Origin of the sequence: Streptomyces sp. AC1-42W (assembly GCF_003248355.1) — a bacterium.
Classification (GTDB): domain Bacteria; phylum Actinomycetota; class Actinomycetes; order Streptomycetales; family Streptomycetaceae; genus Streptomyces.
On sequence record NZ_QKWY01000001.1, the window covers coordinates 90,298 to 109,597 of the forward strand.

Annotated in this window: 10 protein-coding genes and 1 pseudogene; 5 read left to right on the top strand and 6 right to left on the bottom strand. The window is 69.4% G+C overall.

Annotated features, from left to right (window positions below):
• Positions 1–6: 6 nt before the first annotated feature.
• Complete coding sequence (locus tag DNK56_RS00415; protein WP_146610456.1) at positions 7–4,821, top strand: P-loop NTPase; 4,815 nt, start codon at positions 7–9, stop codon at positions 4,819–4,821.
• Between the two features lie 63 nt (positions 4,822–4,884).
• Here the strand turns inward: DNK56_RS00415 and DNK56_RS00420 are convergent.
• A pseudogene (locus DNK56_RS00420) lies at positions 4,885–5,124 on the bottom strand (LLM class flavin-dependent oxidoreductase); the annotation flags it as partial.
• A gap of 212 nt (positions 5,125–5,336) precedes the next feature.
• Between DNK56_RS00420 and DNK56_RS00425 the strand changes: the two are divergent.
• Complete coding sequence (locus DNK56_RS00425; RefSeq protein ID WP_111329588.1) at positions 5,337–6,203, top strand: Cof-type HAD-IIB family hydrolase; 867 nt, start codon at positions 5,337–5,339, stop codon at positions 6,201–6,203.
• Positions 6,204–6,311: 108 nt separating this feature from the next.
• Here DNK56_RS00425 and DNK56_RS00430 read toward each other — a convergent pair whose 3' ends face one another.
• The 5 genes from DNK56_RS00430 to hisC all read right to left on the bottom strand — a co-directional run bounded on the left by DNK56_RS00430 (position 6,312) and on the right by hisC (position 15,574).
• Positions 6,312–8,069: a GAF domain-containing sensor histidine kinase gene (locus tag DNK56_RS00430; RefSeq protein WP_111329590.1), complete on the bottom strand. Its 1,758-nt coding sequence runs from the start codon at positions 8,067–8,069 to the stop codon at positions 6,312–6,314.
• A 78-nt stretch (positions 8,070–8,147) separates the two neighbouring features.
• Positions 8,148–11,684: a thiol reductant ABC exporter subunit CydD gene (cydD, locus tag DNK56_RS00435; RefSeq protein WP_111329592.1), complete on the bottom strand. Its 3,537-nt coding sequence runs from the start codon at positions 11,682–11,684 to the stop codon at positions 8,148–8,150.
• A 45-nt stretch (positions 11,685–11,729) separates the two neighbouring features.
• On the bottom strand, positions 11,730–12,731 hold the full coding sequence (gene cydB / locus DNK56_RS00440) for a cytochrome d ubiquinol oxidase subunit II (protein WP_111329594.1): 1,002 nt from the start codon (positions 12,729–12,731) through the stop codon (positions 11,730–11,732).
• A 16-nt stretch (positions 12,732–12,747) separates the two neighbouring features.
• A complete protein-coding gene (locus DNK56_RS00445) occupies positions 12,748–14,256 on the bottom strand; it encodes a cytochrome ubiquinol oxidase subunit I (protein WP_111329596.1) in 1,509 nt (502 codons plus the stop codon).
• Between the two features lie 238 nt (positions 14,257–14,494).
• Complete coding sequence (gene hisC, locus DNK56_RS00450) at positions 14,495–15,574, bottom strand: histidinol-phosphate transaminase (protein WP_111329598.1); 1,080 nt, start codon at positions 15,572–15,574, stop codon at positions 14,495–14,497.
• A 371-nt stretch (positions 15,575–15,945) separates the two neighbouring features.
• On the opposite strand from hisC, the gene DNK56_RS00455 reads away from it, so the two are divergent.
• From DNK56_RS00455 to DNK56_RS00465, 3 genes are all read left to right on the top strand, one after another.
• Complete coding sequence (locus tag DNK56_RS00455; protein ID WP_111329600.1) at positions 15,946–17,058, top strand: LacI family DNA-binding transcriptional regulator; 1,113 nt, start codon at positions 15,946–15,948, stop codon at positions 17,056–17,058.
• 175 nt (positions 17,059–17,233) lie between these two features.
• Complete coding sequence (locus tag DNK56_RS00460; RefSeq protein ID WP_111329602.1) at positions 17,234–18,292, top strand: metallophosphoesterase; 1,059 nt, start codon at positions 17,234–17,236, stop codon at positions 18,290–18,292.
• A gap of 182 nt (positions 18,293–18,474) precedes the next feature.
• The gene (locus DNK56_RS00465; RefSeq protein ID WP_111329604.1) at positions 18,475–19,287 is read left to right on the top strand and encodes a hypothetical protein; all 813 of its coding nucleotides are present in this window, start codon (positions 18,475–18,477) and stop codon (positions 19,285–19,287) included.
• Positions 19,288–19,300: the final 13 nt, after the last annotated feature.

Here is a 19,300-nt window from a genome sequence, read left to right on the forward strand (position 1 = left end):
TCGGCCATGAACCGCAAGGCAGCGAACAGCGACGAGGGAGCCGGTCGTGACCTGCTGGAGTCCGGACTGGCCCTGCTGCGGAACGACTTACCTGCCAGTACTTCCGTAGAGATCGTTAAGTCGCTTGCGGGCGGTTACACCGATGCCCGGGTGATGCTGTGCGACATTGGCCATGAGCCGGGTCGCGGCTCTGACGGCGTCCCAAGTGGCCAGCACATCTTGAAGGTGGGGTTCTCCACCGGCCGACTCCAGGCTGCAGCCCACAATGCCTTCACCACGGGCCTTGGCGAGTTTGGGCAGACCCGTGTTCCGCAACTAGTTCAGTCGCTCCAGGGACCCGGCACTAGCGTCGACATCTACGACATCGCAGGGTTCAGTCTCAACCGGTTGCGCTCGGCCGACTATGTCGATGCAGAGGACCGCGAGGAGATCCTTGCCCGGGCATCCCGGGAACTACTGAGTGCTCAACTTGCCGTCGCAGGCCCGCCGAACTACCAGGGCACAGTGGCCACAGTGCTGCGCGAATGGCTTGGAGGCGACTTCCCTGACAACCAGCGCGGCTCCCGCGTCCGTGAGGTCTTCAACCAACTTCATGGGACGGGTCGCGTCTTTCGTCACGAGGGCGAACTCCTGCCGGATCCTCTCGTCCTACTGGACCTCGACCTCGGCTTGTCCGGCCGTGACCTGGCGTGCTTCCGCGGACCGACCCACGGCGATCTCCACTTGCGCAATGTCCTGGTCCGGGGCTCCCGCCTAACCCGGGACCTCACCTACTGGCTGATCGACGTCAACTGGGACACACCCACACCGCTCCTGTACGACCATGCGTACCTGGAGCTGTCCGCGCTGCTGTTCGGACTGGGCGCGTCCACGAGCGGCCGGGTGCTGCCCCTGCTCGCCCGGCTTGACGAAGAGGGCGTGACGGTCCCTGTCGAACTGGACTTCAACGACTCCGGGCTCGTCAACCTACTCCGTCGAATCCGCCGTGAGACTGAGAGCGTACTGACCGCGCGCGAGCAGAAGCGGGTGGACGTCTGGCGGCAGCAGATGCTCATGGCCCGGATCGCCGCGGGCCTCAACTGGGCTGCCAAGCCTCTCGACGACATGTCCCAGCGTCGCGCCGCTCTAGCCAGCGCGGGTTGGGCAGCCCGCCTTCTCCTGCGCGAGCGTCACCCGGAGGTGTGGGTCAACATCGCAAAGGAGGAGCGGGTTGGAGCCGTCGGCCTGGCCACCAGCGCAAGTGCCACCCCGGTCACTGCGCAGGAAGCCCTGCGTCGCTGGAAGCCGTTTCGGCAGACACACGGGGCCATGGACCTCTATCTCGTCGCCGACGGCGTGGCCGCCACACGCGAACTGGCCGCGCTCGCGCACTGCGGCTGGGCGACGGTGATCGATCTCGATCCAGACAGCGACAGCAACGGCCTGTCCCGTGTCGTCGTTCCGGAGCTCGCGGAACGACGACACGTCAGTGTCTTCGGCAGCAACCGAGTACCGGTCCCGCCGGATAACGCCACGAACTGGCTGATGGCGAACGGCTGGACTACGCACGACGAGCCGACCGCAGACTCCGACGACCAGTGGCGGCGGCGGGGTTACCTGCAGCGCGTGCGGCAGTTGGTCGACGAGACACACGCTGGTACCCCGCATCAGTCCGCAGCCGTCCTGGTCCTGCGCTCCGGGCGGCGTGACCGGGAGATCGGGCGTGTGATCGACTACATCGACGAGAAGTACGACGGCCTCGCCGAGCGTCTCGATCTGGCGCAGGCCCCCGCCATCAACGGGATCGACATCGAAGCGTTCCTCACCGTGGTCGCCGAGTCATTGCCACCAGACGGGAGTGCCTCGACACCTTCATTGCCCGGAATCAACGGGCGACGCTGGACGCTCAACTGGTCAGATCTGCACCGGCTCTCGGTCGACTTGGAAGTACTGCACTCCGAGCTCCTTTCCGACAGAGAGTCCGCCCAGCAGCTGACGGATGAGTTCTGGCGTGGTCGACCGCCGTCCTGGCAGGAACTGGAAGTACCGGTCGACGTCTCACGAGACGCCTACCCCGGCCTGTGGAAGGAAATCAACCAGCGTCTCAGTGACCACCAGCTAGCCATCGTCCATCTCGACCATTCCCCGGGAGCTGGCGGCACGACACTGTCTCGTCGCGTGGCTTGGGACTTGCACCGCACCTATCCGACCGTGCTTCTGCGCAACTACTCGGAGACCACGGCAGATCGCATCGACGAGATCTATCAGGAGACTGGACATCCCGCACTCGTGGTTGCGGAGTCGGCAATACTTCCAGACTACGACCTCGACGAACTGGTCCATTCCCTGGCACAGCGGAACACCCGCGCCGTGCTGCTGTGGGTGAATCGCACGAACGTGGGCGACAGCGGCAACGGGCACAAGCTGCTCGACCCGCTGCAGGGCCCGGAACGGGAACGTTTCCTTAAGACATTCAAGGAGCGCGCGGAAACCGATCGGGCGCGCCGGCTCCTGGATGGCTTGGCCGAGGGAGCCACCGATGTTGTGGCCGCACAGAAGCTCTCGCCGTTCTTCTTCGGCTTGTGTGTGTACGAGGATCAGTTCGAAGGCATCGCTTCGTATGTGCACAACCATTTCGCTGGACTGACCCGGGAGCAAAGGGAGCTCGCCCGTCATCTGGCGCTGCTCACCCGATACGGGCAGGAACTCGGCCTACCGATCGTCATGGTCGAGGCATGGCTGGGGCGCGAACGGCCTGTCTACTCACCTCTGACCGACGCTGAGCTCAGCGAACTCCTTGGCCCAGACCTGCGCCACCTGGTGGTTACGGAGCGAGGTGCCCTGAGGCTGCTGCACCCTCTCATCGCGGAGCGCGTCCTGATGGGCGAAGTTGATGGAGAGCGCTACAGCCTCGGCAACATCTCAGTGGACTTCATCAGGAAGACGACAGCGCTGCTCGGTCCCGAGAACAGAACGACGAAGCACCTGCTGAACGAGCTGTTCATCCGGCGCACCAACTCGTCCACGGACGGTAGGTCGGACAACTTCTCGGAACTGATTGAGGCCATGTCCGTGGAGGCCGGCGCGGAGGTATTCGAGGTACTCACCACTCAGTGCCCGAACAACGCGCACTTCTGGAACCATCGGGGCCGATACGACATTTACAAGGTCAAGGCGGACTTCGGCCGAGCCGAGAGCTTTGTACTCAAGGCTGTGGAGAAGTCCCATGGCCGAGACGCCACCCATCTGCACACTCTGGGGATGGTTCGCCGGTTCTGGATCGAGAACAAGCTCAACCAGCTGCTCCGGGACGGCGAACGCCACACGCCGGAAGAGCTGCTCGCGTCCGTCGAGCCGCTGTTCGACCGAGCGATGGAAGCCTTCACCGACGCCGGTAAGTACAAGAACACGGACTACACGTGGTCCACCCCCATCCAGCTGATCGCGACCGTTGTGGAACGCCTCAGGCAAGCCTCGGGCGAGGAGAGCCTTGCAGAGTTCATGGAGGGCGATGACCCCACGGCCGTATGGGTGACCGAGCAGATCGGGCGGGCCGAGGAGCTGCTAGACAATCTCCGCAACATCAATGCCGAAGGCAAGTACTATCGACGGCTCGATCAACGGCTGACCGTGCTCTACGGAGACGTCGAACGGCTGGTCGAGCAGTGGCAGGAGCTGCGCCGTCGCGGCGACAGCCCCGACGTAGACCTGACCATCGCCCGGACCCTGTACGCGAAGGCCGGGCGGGACTGGTCGCAGCTGACCGAGGAGCAAGCGCGGACCATTGCTGAGATGGCGGAAGGGCCGGTTAATAGTGGCCAGGCCACCGACGCCGACCTGCGGTTGTGGTTCCAGTCCTACCGTAGGCTCCCCGAATACTCCGAGACTCACACCCTTGAGCGGCTCGCGTGGTTCGCCTCCGAGCACAACAGCCTCGACGCGAACTACTATCTCTATATCCTGCACTTCCTCATCTGGCGGCGGGGGGACGCGCAGGACGAGGAGCGTGTCCGCTACTACCTGGAGGAATGCAAGCGTCTGAGCCGTCAGCACCGAAGGCAGTGGAGCTTTGAGTGGCTCGGTGGCAGCACACGCCCGCATCCGCTGGTGCACTTCAGCGAAATGGGCCGGCAGCGCCACGGGCCTTCGGGCTTCTGGAGTCACCCGCAGGAGCTGGTACGCGTCAGCGGGATCATCGAGGAGATCAAGAGTCCTCAATCCGGACGACTGAGGATCACTGGAGGTCAGTTGTCGGCCTTCTTCACTCCCCGAAATCGGTTCCGGCAGACCAGTGGCGTCAATGAGTCCGTCGAGTTCTACCTCGGTTTCAGCTACGAGGGACTCCGAGCCTGGGAACCTACGCTTCCCGGAGAGACGCCTGACGCGCTGATCAACGCGGAGCCACCCAAGGTATCCGCGCCCTTGGCCACGTCGAGTGCGGTCAACCAGTCAGTCCTCGCCCCTGCGGATGGAGCGTCGATGCCTAATCCGGAACCTGAACCGCAGCCGGATGAGTCAGAGTCTGTGCCCATGGTGCCTGCCGGTCCCGATCCCTATCGGGTCGATCCGGCGGTGCTGCGTTCGCTCGCCGCCCGTCAGCGCGGCCCCGGAGGGGCTGAGGACTTCCAGCGAGCCATTCACGATCTTCTGAAGCAAGCCCGCGGGGAGGAACGCCGCCTGACCTCGTTGGAGTTGGGCAAAGCGTTGCAGACCCTGTTCGGGATGGATGCCTACAACAAGTTCCGCAGGGAGAAGGGGAGAGGAAAGCTGAAGCTCGCCGTCGAGACTCTTGGCTTCAGGACCCTACCGACCCCGCAAGGATTCGACGTCGACCTTCCCTAAACCCGTGCTTTCAAAGGGTGGGTGCACGCGCCCCGTAGGGACTGTTGCCGCAGGTCAGGCTGCGATAGGTGAACGAGGCTTGACTGAGGTGACGAGCGTGCCGAGGCGGAGGCGTTCGGTGGCGGCAGCGGCGGCGGTCAGTGTGGGCAGTGCGCCGAACCACGGGCCGTCCCGGAAGGCCCGCCAGGACAGGTGGTCATAGGTGTAGGCGGCGTGGAAGCCCAGCTCCTCGGCGTGCCGCCAGCGCTCGCGGCCTCCCTGGTTCCAGCGGTGGATCGGCAGAATCACGGTGCTCAGTCGCATGGGGCGACCCTACGAGGGAGCGGAGCCGCCGCGCCGACAGGGCGGGCACGGACGGTGGTGTCGCAGCGACGGACGCACTTACCGGCTCCCAAGCGCCCTCCCCTGACGGACGCTGTCATATGCATCTGGAATGTTCGCCAGGTCAGGGACGTGTGCTCTCAAATGTGCGCCCCTCCGCACGACCGTGCGACTGTGTACGCGAGAATGTACGGGTGACCACCGTTATCGAACAGTCCGCTCCTGCCGCTCCCCGGCTGATCGCCACGGATCTGGACGGCACCCTTCTGCGCGATGACAAGACCGTCTCGGACCGCACGGTCCGGGCCCTTGCCGCCGCCGAGGCAGCGGGGATCGAGGTCTTCTTCGTCACCGGACGCCCGGCCCGCTGGATGGACGTCGTCAGCGACCACGTCCACGGCCACGGTCTGGCGATCTGCGCCAACGGCGCCGCCGTGGCCGATCTGCACGCGGGCGGACGCCTGCTGAAGGTGCGGGGCCTGGAGCGGGCGACGGCCCTGGACGTCGTCCACACCCTGCGGGCCGCCGCTCCCGGCACCTCGTTCGCCGTCGAGCTGACCACCGGCATCCACTACGAGCCCGCCTACCCGCCCTTCTACCTCGACCCCGGCGCCACCGTCGCGGCCGCCGAGAAGCTGCTGCAGGAGGGGGCCGTGGGCGCCGGCGCGCCCGTGCTGAAGCTGCTGGCCCGGCACGGCGAACTCGACCCGGACGCGTTCCTCTCCCTGGCCCGTGCGGCTGCCGGGGAACGGGCCACCTTCACCCGGTCCAGCCCCACCGCGCTCATCGAGATCAGCGGAGCCGGCGTCTCCAAGGCCAGCACCCTGGAGCTGTGCTGCGCCGAACGCGGCATCGCGGCCGCCGAGGTCGTGGCCTTCGGCGACATGCCCAACGACGTGGAGATGCTGAGCTGGGCCGGACGTTCGTACGCGATGGGCAACGCCCACCCGGCCGCCCGGGCGGCGGCCTCCGGCCGTACCGCCACCAACAACGAGGACGGCGTGGCCGTCGTCATCGAACGCATCCTGGCCGAACGCGCGGGGAACCTCACGGAGAGCTGAGAGCAGTCCGCGGCGACGGAACACGGCCTCCTCGAAGCGGGCCCCTCTGAGCAGAACCCCCTCAGAACACGGCCCCCTCGGACCGGAGCCTCTCTGAGCGGGGCCTCCTCAGAGCGGGGCCTGCCACACCACCGTCGTGCCGCCTCCGTCCTCCCCGATCCCCGGTCCGAACCAGCTGGCCCCGCCCAGCGACTCCGCCCGCCGGGCCAGATTGCGCAGTCCGCTGCGCCGCCCGCCCTCCGGCATGCCCACCCCGTCGTCGGCGACCGCAAGCCGTACGGCGCCCCGCCCGTCGTCCAGCGTGACGGTCGCGTCGACGACCACCTCGATACGCGCCGCTCCCGCGTGCCGGAACGCGTTGGACAGCGCCTCCCGCAGCGCCGCGATCAGGTTCTTGCCGGTCAGCTCGCTGACCAGGGAATCGACCGCCCCGACGAAGCGGTGGGACGGCTTGAAGCCCAGCGGCACGGCCGCCATGTTGATCTCGCGCAGCACCCGCGTGCGCAGCCCGGACGGCGCCTCGGCCGGCTCCTGCTGGAGCGCGAAGATCGCGGTCCGGATCTCCTGAATGGTCACGTCCAGCTCGTCGACCGCCCGGCCGACGCCGGTCTGCACCTCCGGCACGTCCGACCGCCGCTGGGCACTCTCCAGCATCATCCCGGTCGCGAACAGCCGCTGGATGACCAGATCGTGCAGGTCACGGGCGATCCGGTCGCGGTCCTCGTACACCGCGAGGCGCTCGCGGTCGCGCTGCGCCTCGGCCATCATCAGGGCGAGCGCGGCCTGCGAGGCGAACTGCGTGGCCAGCGTCCGTTCCGTCTCCGTGAAGGGCCGGGCCCCTCTGGCGCGGGGTGTGGCGAGCGCGCCGAGCACCCGGCCTCCGCTGTGCAGCGGGAGCAGCATGTTCGGCCCGAAGGGGTCCGCGAGCCGGGTGATCATGCGGGTGTCGGTGGCCGAGTCGTCCACGAAGACCGCCTCACCGCCCAGGAGCATCCCCACCACCGGGCTCTGCGCCGGGATGATCACGCCGAGCGAGTCGGTCGGGTCGTCCGCCGACACCGCGACGATCTCCAGGCCGCCGTCCGCAGCGGGCAGCAGCACGATCCCCGCCGCTGCCCCCGCGAGGCGGCGGGCCTGCTCGGCGACCACCGTGAGCGCGTCGTCGGCGTCCCCGCCGGACAGGAGGGCGGTCGTCACGGCCACCGAGCCGTCGATCCACCGCTCGCGCTGCCGGGCGGCCTCGTACAGCCGGGCGTTGCCGATGGCGATCCCGGCCTCCGTCGCCAGAACGCGCACCAGATGCAGGTCGTAGTCGCTGAACTCGCCGCCGCCGTCCTTCTCGGCGAGATAGAGATTGCCGAAGATCTCCCCCTGCACCCTGATCGGCACGCCCAGGAAGGTCCGCATCTCGGGATGGCCCGGCGGAAAGCCGGCGAACCTCGGATCGGTGGTCAGGTCCGCGAGGCGCAGGGGCCGGGGATCGTGGATGAGGGCGCCGAGCAGACCCCGGTGGCCGTCCGGCCTGTGGCCGATCTCGCGCGCCACCGAGTCGGAAACGCCGTGGGTGACGAAGTCGGAGAGCCCTTCGCCCTCCGCATCCACCACGCCGATCGCGGCGTAGCGGGCATGGGCCAGTTCGGCCGCCGTCTCGCAGATCCGGTCGAGCGTGGAGTGCAGTTCGAGGCCGGTGCCCACCGAACGCATGGCTTCCAGCAGGCGCGGCACACGGGCGGTCAGCTCGGTGGACAGCCCGCGCAGGCTCCGGGTCACCTCGGCCGTCTCCGCCGCGTCCACCGGTGCTTCCCCGTGGTCGGGAGGTTCCGCGTGAACGGGGGGCTCCGCGTGGTCGGGCTCCTCCTGTGCCATACCCAGAGCGTAATTAGTCCCATTTGGTGAGGAAAGTCGGAAGCCGGTCCCCAGAAGACTTACGGAGGCCGGCCTCGCTCAGGAGCACGCGCCGATGGCCATGCCCGGCGCCCCAGTGCTCTCGCGTTCCCGCGCCAGCATGCGGCGCAGCGGTCCGTCCACCGCCGCCAGCACGTCGTACGGGCCCCGCTGCGCGATCGCGCCCTCCTCCAGGACCACGACCTCGTCCACCGCTTCGAGACCGGCGAGGCGGTGGGTGATCAGGACCGTCGTACGCCCCGCCGTCGCCGCCAGCAGGTCCGCCGTCAGGGCGTCCGCGGTGGGCAGGTCGAGGTGCTCGGCGGGCTCGTCCAGCACGAGGACCGGGAAGTCGGCGAGCAGGGCCCTGGCCAGGGCGAGCCGCTGGCGCTGTCCCCCGGAGAGGCGGGCGCCGTGCTCGCCGACGAGGGTGTCCAGCCCCTCCGGCAGCGCGTCCGCCCAGTCGAGCAGGCAGGCCCCGGCCAGGGCGCTGCGGAGTTCCGGTTCGGTGGCGCCGGGGCGGGCGAGCCGCAGGTTCTCCCGGAGCGAGCTGTCGAAGATGTGGGCGTCCTGGGCGCACAGCCCGACGAACCGCCGGACGGTGTCCCCGTCCAGCGCCGAGGCATCCACCCCGCCGATCCGGTAGCTGCCCGCGCCTGCGTCGAGGAAGCGCAGGAGCACCATGGCCAGGGTCGTCTTGCCGGACCCGGAAGGCCCCACGACGGCGATGCGGCGGCCCGCGTCCAGCCGGAGATCGACCCCGGTGAGCGCATCGCGGGCGGTGCCGGGGTAGCGGGCGGCGAGCCCGCGGACCTCCAGCGGGAAGGGGCTGTCCGGCGCCGGCACCGGAGTCTCCGGCTCCCGTACAGGCACGGGGGCGTCCAGCACCTCGTACACGCGCTCCGCGCTCCGCCTGACCCGCTGCCGGTACTGGGCAGCGAGCGGCAGACCGGTCACGGCCTCGAATGCGGCCAGTGGGGTGAGGACGACGGCCGCGAGTTCCACGCCGGCCAGCCGGCCGTCCGCCACCGCGGGCAGGGCGACCAGGGCGGCGGCGGCCACGGTGAGGCCCGAGACCAGGGCGATGAGTCCGCCGCCGAGCGCGGTCGCCGTCGCCGCGCGGGAGGCGATCCGGGTGAGGACGGCGTCGGCGGCGCGGGTCCTGGCCGTGCGGCCCGGCAGAGCGCCCGCTACGGTCAGCTCGGCCGTTCCGCCCAGCAGATCGGTGATCCGGGTGGCCAGGTCGGCGCGCGCGGGCGCCAGCAGCCGTTCCACCCGGCGGGCACAGGCGCCGCTGAGCAGGGGAACCCCGACGCCCGCCAGGAGCAGCCCCACGGCCAGGACGACGCCCGCCTCGGGAAGCAGCCAGCCGGTGAAGCCCACGGTCGCGGCGCCCACGAGGACGGCGGTGCCGGCGGGCAGCAGCCACCGCAGCCAGTAGTCCTGCAGCGCGTCCACGTCCGCGACCAGCCGCGAGAGCAGGTCCCCGCGCCGGGCGCCGCGCAGACCGCCCGGCGCGATGCGTTCCAGGCTGCGGTACACGGCGACGCGGAGTTCGGCGAGCATGCGCAGGACCGCGTCGTGCGAGACGAGGCGTTCGGCGTAGCGGAAGACCGCCCGGCCGATCCCGAAGGCACGGGTCGCCGTCACCGCGACCATCAGATAAAGGACGGGCGGCTGTTCGGAGGCGCGGGAGATCAGCCAGCCGGAGACCGCCATCAGCCCGACCGCCGACCCCAGGGCGAGGCTCCCCAGCAGCAGGGCGAGCCCGAACCGGCCGCGGCGGGCACCCGCCGCCTCCCGGACCCGTGTCAGCACGTGCCGCCGGGCGGCGTCCGGTGCCGGGGCCCCGGGAGCGGGCGCCGGCTCCTCGTACGCCTCCGATACGGGCTCCGGCTCGACGGCGGCGAGATCGCCGGGCGCGTTCACGGGGCGGGGGACGGTCGTCGGTGCCGGTTCGGGCGCCGGGGCGGTCAGGGTCACCACCCGGTCCGCCACCGACAGCAGCGCCGGCCGGTGCACCACCAGGAGAACGGTCCGGCCCTCGGCCAGCCTCCGTACGGCCTCGACGATGCCCGCTTCCGTCTCGCCGTCCAGGCTCGCGGTCGGCTCGTCGAGCAGCAGCACCGGCCGGTCCGCCAGGAAGGCGCGGGCGAGCGCGATCCGCTGGCGCTGGCCTGCCGAGAGCCCGGCGCCGTCCTCACCGAGCAGGGTGCGGTCGCCGTCCGGCAGCCCCCGTACGAAGTCGTACGCCCCCGCGGCACGCAGCGCGGCCGTCACCGCGCTGTCGTCGGCGGCCGGACGGGCGAGCCTGACGTTCTCCGCGATGGTGCCCGCGAAGAGGTGCGGGCGCTGCGGCACCCAGGCGATGTGCTCCCGCCAGCGTTCGAGGGACACCTCCGCGAGGTCGGTGCCGCCGATGCGGACCCGGCCCTCGTCGGGCGCGGTGAACCCCAGCACCGCGTTCAGCAGAGTGGTCTTGCCGACCCCGCTGGGGCCGACCAGGGCGACCGTCTCCCCCTCCTCGACGGTCAGCGTGGTGGGGGCGAGCGACGGTACGGAGCGGCCCTCGTGCCGGACGGTCAGCCCGTCCAGCTCCAGCCGCAGCGAGCCGGGGACCTCCCCCGTACCGCCCGCGCGGGGCTCCGTCTCCAGGACGGCGAAGACCTCCTCGGCCGCCGAAAGCCCCTCGGCGGCGGCGTGGAACTGCGCTCCCACCTGACGGATGGGCAGATAGGCCTCGGGGGCCAGGATCAGAACCAGCAGGCCGGTGTAGAGGTCGAGTTCGCCGTGCACCAGTCGCATCCCGATGGTGACAGCGACGAGGGCCACCGAGAGCGTGGCGAGGAGTTCCAGGGCGAAGGACGAGAGGAAGGCGATCCGCAGGGTGCGCAGGGTGGCCTGCCGGTACTGCGAGGTGATCCTGCGGATGGACTCGGCCTGAGCCTTGGCGCGGCCGAACACCTTCAGTGTCGGCAGCCCGGCCACCACATCGAGGAAGTGGCCGGAGAGCCGGGAGAGCAGCCGCCACTGACGGTCCATGCGCGACTGGGTCGCCCAGCCGATCAGGATCATGAACAGCGGAATGAGCGGCAGGGTGACGACGATGATCGCCGCCGACACCCAGTCCTCGGTCACGATCCTGGCGAGCACCGCCACCGGCACGACCACCGCGAGCCCGAGCTGCGGCAGATAGCGCGAGAAGTAGTCGTCGAGCGCGTCGATCCCCCGCGTGGCCAGCGTCACCAGTGAGCCGGTGCGCTGCCCGCTCAGCCAGTCCGGCCCCAGCTCGGCCGCCCGGTCCAGCAGCCGCCCGCGCAGTTCGGACTTGACCGACGCACCGGCGCGGTGGGCGGCCAGCTCGGTGAGCCAGGCGACCAGGGCCCGCCCGAGCGCGACCGCCGCGAGCAGAAGGAGTGGGGTGCGCAGCTCACCGGCCGTCAGCCCCTTCTCGAAACCGCCCACCACGATCTCGGCGACGAGCATGGCCTGACCGATGACCAGCGCCGCCCCGGCGATGCCGAGGACCACCACCGCCACCATGAACAGGCGCGTGGCGCGGGCATGACGGAGCAGACGCGGGTCGATCGGTTTCACGTGAAACACCCCATGCGGCTCGGCGCGGTCAGGACGTGCATGGCGTCAGTGCGCCTCGGCGATGTGCTGGGTACCGATCCGCTTGCGGAACACCCAGTACGTCCACCCCTGGTAAAGCAGGACGACCGGAGTGGCGATCCCGGCACACCAGGTCATGATCTTGAGCGTGTACGGGCTGGACGAGGCGTTGGTGACCGTGAGGCTCCAGCTGTCGTTCAGCGAGGACGGCATGACGTTCGGGAAGAGCGTCAGGAACAGCATCGCGACCGCCGCCGCGATGGCCACGCCGGAGAGCGCGAAGGACCAGCCCTCCCGTCCTGCCGCGATCATCGCGATCGCCCCGACCAGCGCCACCGCGGCGACGATCATCGCGACCAGGCTCCAGCCGTCCCCGTTGTCGACCTGGGTCCAGATGAGGAAGGCGAGCGCGGCCACCGCCGTGACGGCCCCCAGCTTCAGCGCCAGCAGGCGGGCGCGGGCCCGGATGTCGCCCACGGTCTTCAACCCGGCGAACACCGCGCCGTGGAAGGTGAAGAGGGTGAGGGTGACCAGTCCGCCGAGGAGCGCGTAGGGGTTGAGCAGGTCCACGACGCTGCCCGTGTACTCCATCTGCGCATCGATCTTCACGCCGCGCACGATGTTGCCGAAGGCCACGCCCCACAGGACGGCGGGAATCAGCGAGGCCCAGAAGATCGCGTGCTCCCAGTTGGTCTGCCACTTCTCCTCCGGCCGCTTCGCTCGGTACTCGAAGGCGACACCGCGCACGATCAGGCAGAGCAGGATGACGAGCAGCGGCAGATAGAACCCGGAGAACAGCGTGGCGTACCACTCGGGGAACGCGGCGAAGGTCGCTCCGCCGGCACTGAGCAGCCAGACCTCGTTGCCGTCCCAGACCGGGCCGATGGTGTTGATCAGTACCCGGCGTTCCTTGCGGTTGCGGGCCAGCAGCTTGGTGAGGACGCCGATCCCGAAGTCGAACCCCTCCAGGAAGAAGTAGCCGGTCCACAGGACGGCGATGAGCACGAACCAGACGTCGTGGAGTTCCATTACTCGGCTCCCGCTCTCAGTAGGAGAAGGCCATGGGCCGGTCGGCGTCGGCGTGATCGCCGCCGATCCGGGTGGGCGGGTTGAGGTCGTCCTCCGTCAGCTCCGGCGGGCCGGCCTTGATGTACTTCAGGAGGAGCTTGACCTCGATCACGGCGAGCACCGCGTACAGCACGGTGAAGACGATCAGCGAGGTGAGCACCTCGGCCTGCGAGACACCGGGGGAGACCGCGTCACGGGTCCGGAGCACTCCGTAGACCACCCAGGGCTGGCGGCCCATCTCGGTGAAGATCCAGCCCCAGGAGTTGGCGATCAGCGGGAAGAGCAGGGTCCACAGGGCGACGATCCAGTAGCACCGGGCCAGACGCGGGCTGAGGGCCTTGTTCTTGAAGAGGACCAGATGCGGCACCTCGTCCTCACCCGTGCGCATCGCCTCGGGCAGCATGAACTTCTTCCGGGTGAGCCACAGTCCGAGGATGCCGAGGCCGAAGGAGGCCATCCCGAAGCCGATCATCCACCGGAAGCTCCAGAAGGCGACGGGGATGTTGGGCCGGTAGTCGCCGGGCCCGAAGCGCTCCTGCTCCGCCTTGTTGATGTCGTTGATGCCGGGGACGTACGAGTCGAACTCGTCGTCGGCGAGGAAGGACAGGACGCCGGGGATGGAGATCTCCACGGAGTTGTGGCCCTTGCTCACGTCTCCGTAGGCGAAGATCGAGAAGGGTGCCGAGTTCTGGCCGTCCCACAGGGCCTCGGCCGCGGCCATCTTCATCGGCTGCTGCTTGAACATCACCTTGCCGAGCTGGTCGCCGCTGACGGCTGTCAGGAGGCCGGAGATCACCACGGTGATCAGGCCCAGGCGCAGCGAGGTCCGCATCACCGGGATGTGCTTCTTGCGGGCCAGGTGGAAGGCCGCGATGCCCACCATGAAGGCCCCGCCGACCAGGAAGGCGGCGGTGATGGTGTGGAAGAACTGGGCGAGCGCGGTGTTCTGGGTGAGGACCTGCCAGAAGTCCGTGAGTTCGGCGCGGCCGCGTTCCTCGTTGATGCGGTAGCCGACCGGGTGCTGCATCCAGGAGTTGGCCGCCAGGATGAAGTAGGCGGAGAGCACGGTGCCGAGCGACACCATCCAGATGCAGGCGAGGTGGATCTTCTTGGGGAGCTTGTCCCAGCCGAAGATCCACAGCCCGATGAAGGTGGACTCGAAGAAGAACGCGATCAGGGCCTCGAAGGCGAGCGGCGCCCCGAAGATGTCACCGACGAACCGCGAGTAGTCGGACCAGTTCATGCCGAACTGGAACTCCTGGACGATGCCGGTGACGACACCCATGGCGATGTTGATCAGGAAGAGTTTTCCCCAGAACTTGGTCGCCCGGAGGTACTTCTCCTTGTTCGTCCGCACCCAGGCGGTCTGCAGGCCGGCGGTGAGCGCCGCGAGAGAGATCGTCAGAGGAACGAAGAGGAAGTGGTAGACGGTCGTCGTACCGAACTGCCATCGCGCCAGGGTCTCCGGCGCCAGAGCTAGCTCCACGTCGACTTCTCCTTACGTCACCGCCGGAGCACCGGCGATTTGTCCGCGAAATCCAACGGATCACGGGAGGAAGCAGGACACGCTTGTGAACGCGTTCACATTCACAAGCAATTATGGCGCACACGCTTTCGGACCCCGCATCCGGGGGTCCCCTGTCACCTACCGGCCCATACCGGGCATACGAAAAGGCCCCGCACCTCTCGCGAGATACGGGGCCCCGACCGCCGGGCGGTGCCGGCTACAGCTCCCTGCGGTACTCCTCCGCCACCTTCAGGAACAGGTCATTCGCCTCGTCCTCGCCGATGGTGACGCGCACGCCCTCACCCGCGAACGGCCGGACCACCACGCCGGCCTTCTCGCAGGCGGCCGCGAAGTCCAGCGTGCGCTCGCCCAGCCGCAGCCAGACGAAGTTCGCCTGGGAGTCGGGCACCGTCCAGCCCTGTCCCAGCAGCGCCTGCGACACCCGGTCCCGCTCGCACACCAGCGACCCCACCCGGCCGAGCAGCTCGTCCTCGGCCCGCAGCGAGGCCACCGCCGCGTCCTGGGCGAGCTGGCTGACACCGAACGGCACCGCCGTCTTGCGCAGCGCCGCCGCCACCGGCTCATGGGCCACCGCGAAGCCGACCCGCAGCCCGGCCAGGCCGTACGCCTTGGAGAAGGTCCGCAGCACCGCCACGTTCGGGCGGTCGCGGTAGATCTCGATGCCGTCCGGGACCTCGGTGTCGCGGATGAACTCCCGGTACGCCTCGTCCAGCACCACGAGCACATCGCCCGGCACCCGGTCGAGGAACCGTTCCAGCTCGGCCCTGCGCACGACGGTGCCGGTCGGGTTGTTCGGGTTGCAGACGAAGATCAGCCGCGTCCGGTCCGTGATCGCGTCCGCCATCGCGTCCAGATCGTGCACATCGCCGTCCGTCAGCGGCACCTTCACCGAGGTCGCGCCGCTGACCTGCGTGATGATCGGGTACGCCTCGAAGGAGCGCCAGGCGTAGATCACCTCGTCGCCCGGCCCCGAGGTCGCCTGGAGCAGCTGCTGGGCCACGCCGACCGAACCGGTACCCGTGGCCAGGTGCGAGACGGGCACGCCGAAGCGGTTCGCCAGCTCGTTCATCAGGCCCGTGCAGGCCATGTCCGGGTAGCGGTTGAAATTCGCCGCGGCGGCGAGCGCGCTCTCCATCACCCCCGGCAGCGGCGGATACGGGTTCTCGTTGGAGGACAGCTTGAAAGAGGCCGGTCCGTCCGCCGACGCCGGTTTGCCCGGCACATACGCGGGAACGCCGTCCAGCTCGGCACGCAACTTGGGGCTCGTCTCGCTCACCGCAGATCCTCCTCGGCCATCCGTACACATCAATACTGCTCACCTTATGAGGATTGGGCGCCGCTGCGAACGGGTGAACAGTGGATTCGTCCGGTGGACCCCGGAATGAGGGGGAGCGCGCCCGGTCGTGGCGTGCGCCGGTGGCTCACTCCGTGGCGCGCGTCCCTCGAAGAGGTGAGTTGAGACCTCTTCGAGACCTCGCCCCGACGCCAGGCCCATCCGGCCACACGCTTGACACATGACGGTAAACCGGCTCAACACCCTTGATTAACAAGGCGATTGATGCCTGATGATCATGCAGAAACGTGCCTGTCAACGTCCGCATATGCGACCAGATCAACCCCCCTGCAGCGCCCTACTATCGGCACGCCATGACAGCAGCAGGGAAGCACCAGGTGAGCCGGACGGAGACCCCCCGGCGCGGCGGCAGGCAGGGACGTGCCGGAATCCGTGATGTGGCGGCCGCCGCCGGCGTCTCCATCACGACCGTCTCCGACGCGCTCAACGGCAAGGGCAGGCTCCCGGACGCCACCCGCCGCCATGTCCGCGAGGTCGCAGAGCGCCTGGGCTACCGCCCTTCCGCAGCGGCCCGAACGCTCCGTACCGGCAAGTCGGGCCTCATCGGCCTGACCGTGACGACCTACGGGGATGAACCTTTCACCTTCACCGAGTTCGCGTACTTCGCGGAAATGGCGAGGGCGGCCACCTCGGCGGCCCTCGCCCGCGGCTACGCGCTCGTCATCCTCCCGGCCACCTCGCGCCACGACGTCTGGTCGAACGTGGCCCTCGACGGCACCGTCGTCATCGACCCCTCCGACCAGGACCCGGTCGTCACCGAGCTGGTCCGCCAGGGGCTGCCCGTCGTCTCGGACGGCCGTCCCGCCGGATCGCTCCCGGTCACCGCCTGGGTGGACAACGACCACCGGGCCGCCGTGCTCGACCTCCTCGACCATCTCGCCGCCGCCGGGGCCCGCCGCATCGGGCTGCTCACCGGCACCACCACCGACACGTACACACGGCTCTCCACCACCGCCTATCTGCACTGGTGCGAGCGCGTGGGGCAGGACCCGGTCTACGAGTCCTACCCGGCGCACGACCCGTGCGCGGGCGCGGTGGCCGCCGACCGGCTGCTGGCCCGCCCGGACCGACCCGACGCCGTCTACGGGCTCTTCGACCCCAACGGCACGGACCTGCTGGCGGCCGCCCGCCGCTACGGACTGCGCGTCCCCGACGACCTGCTGCTGGTGTGCTGCAGCGAGTCCACGGTCTACGCCACGACCGAGCCGCCCATCACGACGCTCTCGCTGAAACCGCGCCGGATCGGCACGGCGGTCGTCCAGCTGCTCATCGACGCGATCGAGGGCGTCGACCACGACGGTCCGGTCGAGCGGGTGATACCGACGGAGCTGATCGTCCGGACGTCCTCGCAACGCCGTCCGCCCCGCACCACGGTCAGTGCGCCGCGATCCCCGGCAGGGGACTGATCAGCCCAATTGGGACCAATCGACCGACGAACCTGGCATGCGGAAGGATTCACCACCCCTGGTGCGTCCCAGACCACGATCCGCATTCCTATGATGGGCGCACGACACCGCGGACCAACCCGACCAGCAGGGCCCGTCAGGTGTACGGCGGCGCGACGGTGGTGTGGAGGGGTCGATGACACAGGGGGCCGGTCAGGAGCCCGTGGTGCGGACGGCGACGTTGCGCGACTTCCGCGTACCGCCCTATGCGCAGTCCCCTGCGCCGCCCGCGTCACCGCATCCCGGAAGCGCTTTCCCCGAGGGCGAGCCCCCGGAGGGCTACACGCCGACGGCGCGCGACCTTCCCGTCATCAGCATCGACGAAACCGCTCGGGCGCAGCCCGCGCCCGAGCCGCGTCCCGCCGCCACACCCGGCCGCGGCCCGCTGTACGTCGTCGGTGACGTCCACGGCTACCTGGACGAGCTGCTGACCGCCCTCGCCGAGCAGGGCCTGATCGACTCCGAGGGCCGCTGGGCCGCCGGCAACGCCCGTCTCTGGTTCCTCGGCGACTTCACCGACCGGGGCCCGGACGGCATCGGCGTCATCGACCTCGTCATGCGGCTCTCCGCCGAGGCCGCGGCCGCGGGAGGTTACTGCAAGGCCCTGATGGGGAACCACGAACTGCTGCTCATCGGCGCCAAACGGTTCGGCGACACCCCGGTGAACTCCGGCGCCGGTACCGCCACCTTCCAGGCCGCCTGGCTGCTCAACGGCGGTCAGAAGACGGACATGGAACGCCTCCAGGACGTCCACCTGCAGTGGATGTCCCGCCTCGACGCGATCGTCGAGGAGGACGAGCACCTCCTGCTGCACTCGGACACCACGGCGTACCTCGACTACGGCTCCACCATCGAGGACGTCAACGACACGGTGCACGCCATCCTCACGCGCAACGACGCCGACGAGTGCTGGGACCTGTTCCGCAAGCTCACCAAGCGGTTCGCCTTCCGCGACGACTCCGGCTCCGGCGCCGTCCAGGAGCTGATGACGGCGTACGGCGGGCGGCGCGTCGTCCACGGCCACAGCCCCATCCCGTACCTGACCGGCGAGGTCGGCTCCGAGGACGGCGAGGACGGCGCCGGACCCCAGGTCGACGGTCCCCACGTGTACGCGGACGGGCTCGCCATCGCCATGGACGGCGGGGTGACCATGGCCGGAAAGCTGCTGGTCGCCCAACTCCCCCTGCGTGACTGACGCGTCACGGGGAAGAGACGTCCCGGCCCGACCGCGCCGAGCGGCGGGCCTATTTCCGCAAATCCCCTGTCACCCCGTGCTGTACGCGCTCTAACATCGGGCCTATCAGTAGCAGGCTCTCCTCCGTTTCCGCCCAACTGCCCGCCCCCAGCGGGCAGACAGGCTCGACGGAGCATCGGGGGATGCACATGAACAGCGCTCCGCACCTGCTGACCGAGGACCGGCCCGAGTACGAACGGCTCCTCGACGACGCACTGCGTCACGCTCATGAACGACCTGAACTGGCCGCCGTCGGGGAACACCTCAACGCCGCCCAGTTGCGCACCATGGCGCTCGCCGCCGTCGCGCTGATCACCGCCACGGCCTCCGCCGAGTACGAGCAGTACGTGAAGACCCGCGAGGAACTGCGCGCCCCCGTCCGGCGCACCGGCCCGGACACCGCGCCGGACGACCACCCGCAGTCGGGCGCCGGCATAGGAGCGGTCGTCACGGTTCTGACGCCGATGCTGGCGGGTACGGCGGCGGCCATATTCCTGCTGGTCGGCTACCTCCTGAGAATGCTGGACCCGCCACCGGCGTTCGCCGGGACCATGGTCGGCGCCGGATGGTTCTTCGCCGCCGTCACGGCCGCCGCCATCCTGGTCGCCGCCATCGGCCTGCTCCTCGCCGCCCTGCGCAACGGCTCCACGTCCCTGGCGGCCCGCGACGCCGCCGACGCACTGCCCGACGAGGTGGCGCTGGCCAAGGACGCCTGGCGCCTGGCGCTGCTGGAACGGGGCATCGTGCCCTTCCTGCGCGACGCGCTCGCCGAACCCGCCACCGGCACCGTGATCCCCGCCCCGCACCGCCCGGCGGGCCGCCTCCCGAAGATCGGCTACACCCGGCCCGACTTCGCCGGCCCGGCCGAGGGACCGGCCGCCGCGCCCCGCCCCACGTACACCAGCCCGGACTTCTCCAGCCCCGATTTCGGTGGGCCGGAGCACGAACCGGACTGACGGGGCGGCGCCG

Excerpts from the sequence above, each read along its gene's own strand:
- DNK56_RS00415 (WP_146610456.1), top strand. The coding sequence starts at position 7 with ATGAACCGCAAGGCAGCGAACAGCGACGAGGGAGCCGGTCGTGACCTG.
- DNK56_RS00430 (WP_111329590.1), bottom strand. The coding sequence starts at position 8,069 with ATGGCACAGGAGGAGCCCGACCACGCGGAGCCCCCCGTTCACGCGGAA.
- cydB (WP_111329594.1), bottom strand. The coding sequence starts at position 12,731 with ATGGAACTCCACGACGTCTGGTTCGTGCTCATCGCCGTCCTGTGGACC.
- DNK56_RS00455 (WP_111329600.1), top strand. The coding sequence starts at position 15,946 with ATGACAGCAGCAGGGAAGCACCAGGTGAGCCGGACGGAGACCCCCCGG.
- DNK56_RS00460 (WP_111329602.1), top strand. The coding sequence starts at position 17,234 with ATGACACAGGGGGCCGGTCAGGAGCCCGTGGTGCGGACGGCGACGTTG.
- DNK56_RS00465 (WP_111329604.1), top strand. The coding sequence starts at position 18,475 with ATGCACATGAACAGCGCTCCGCACCTGCTGACCGAGGACCGGCCCGAG.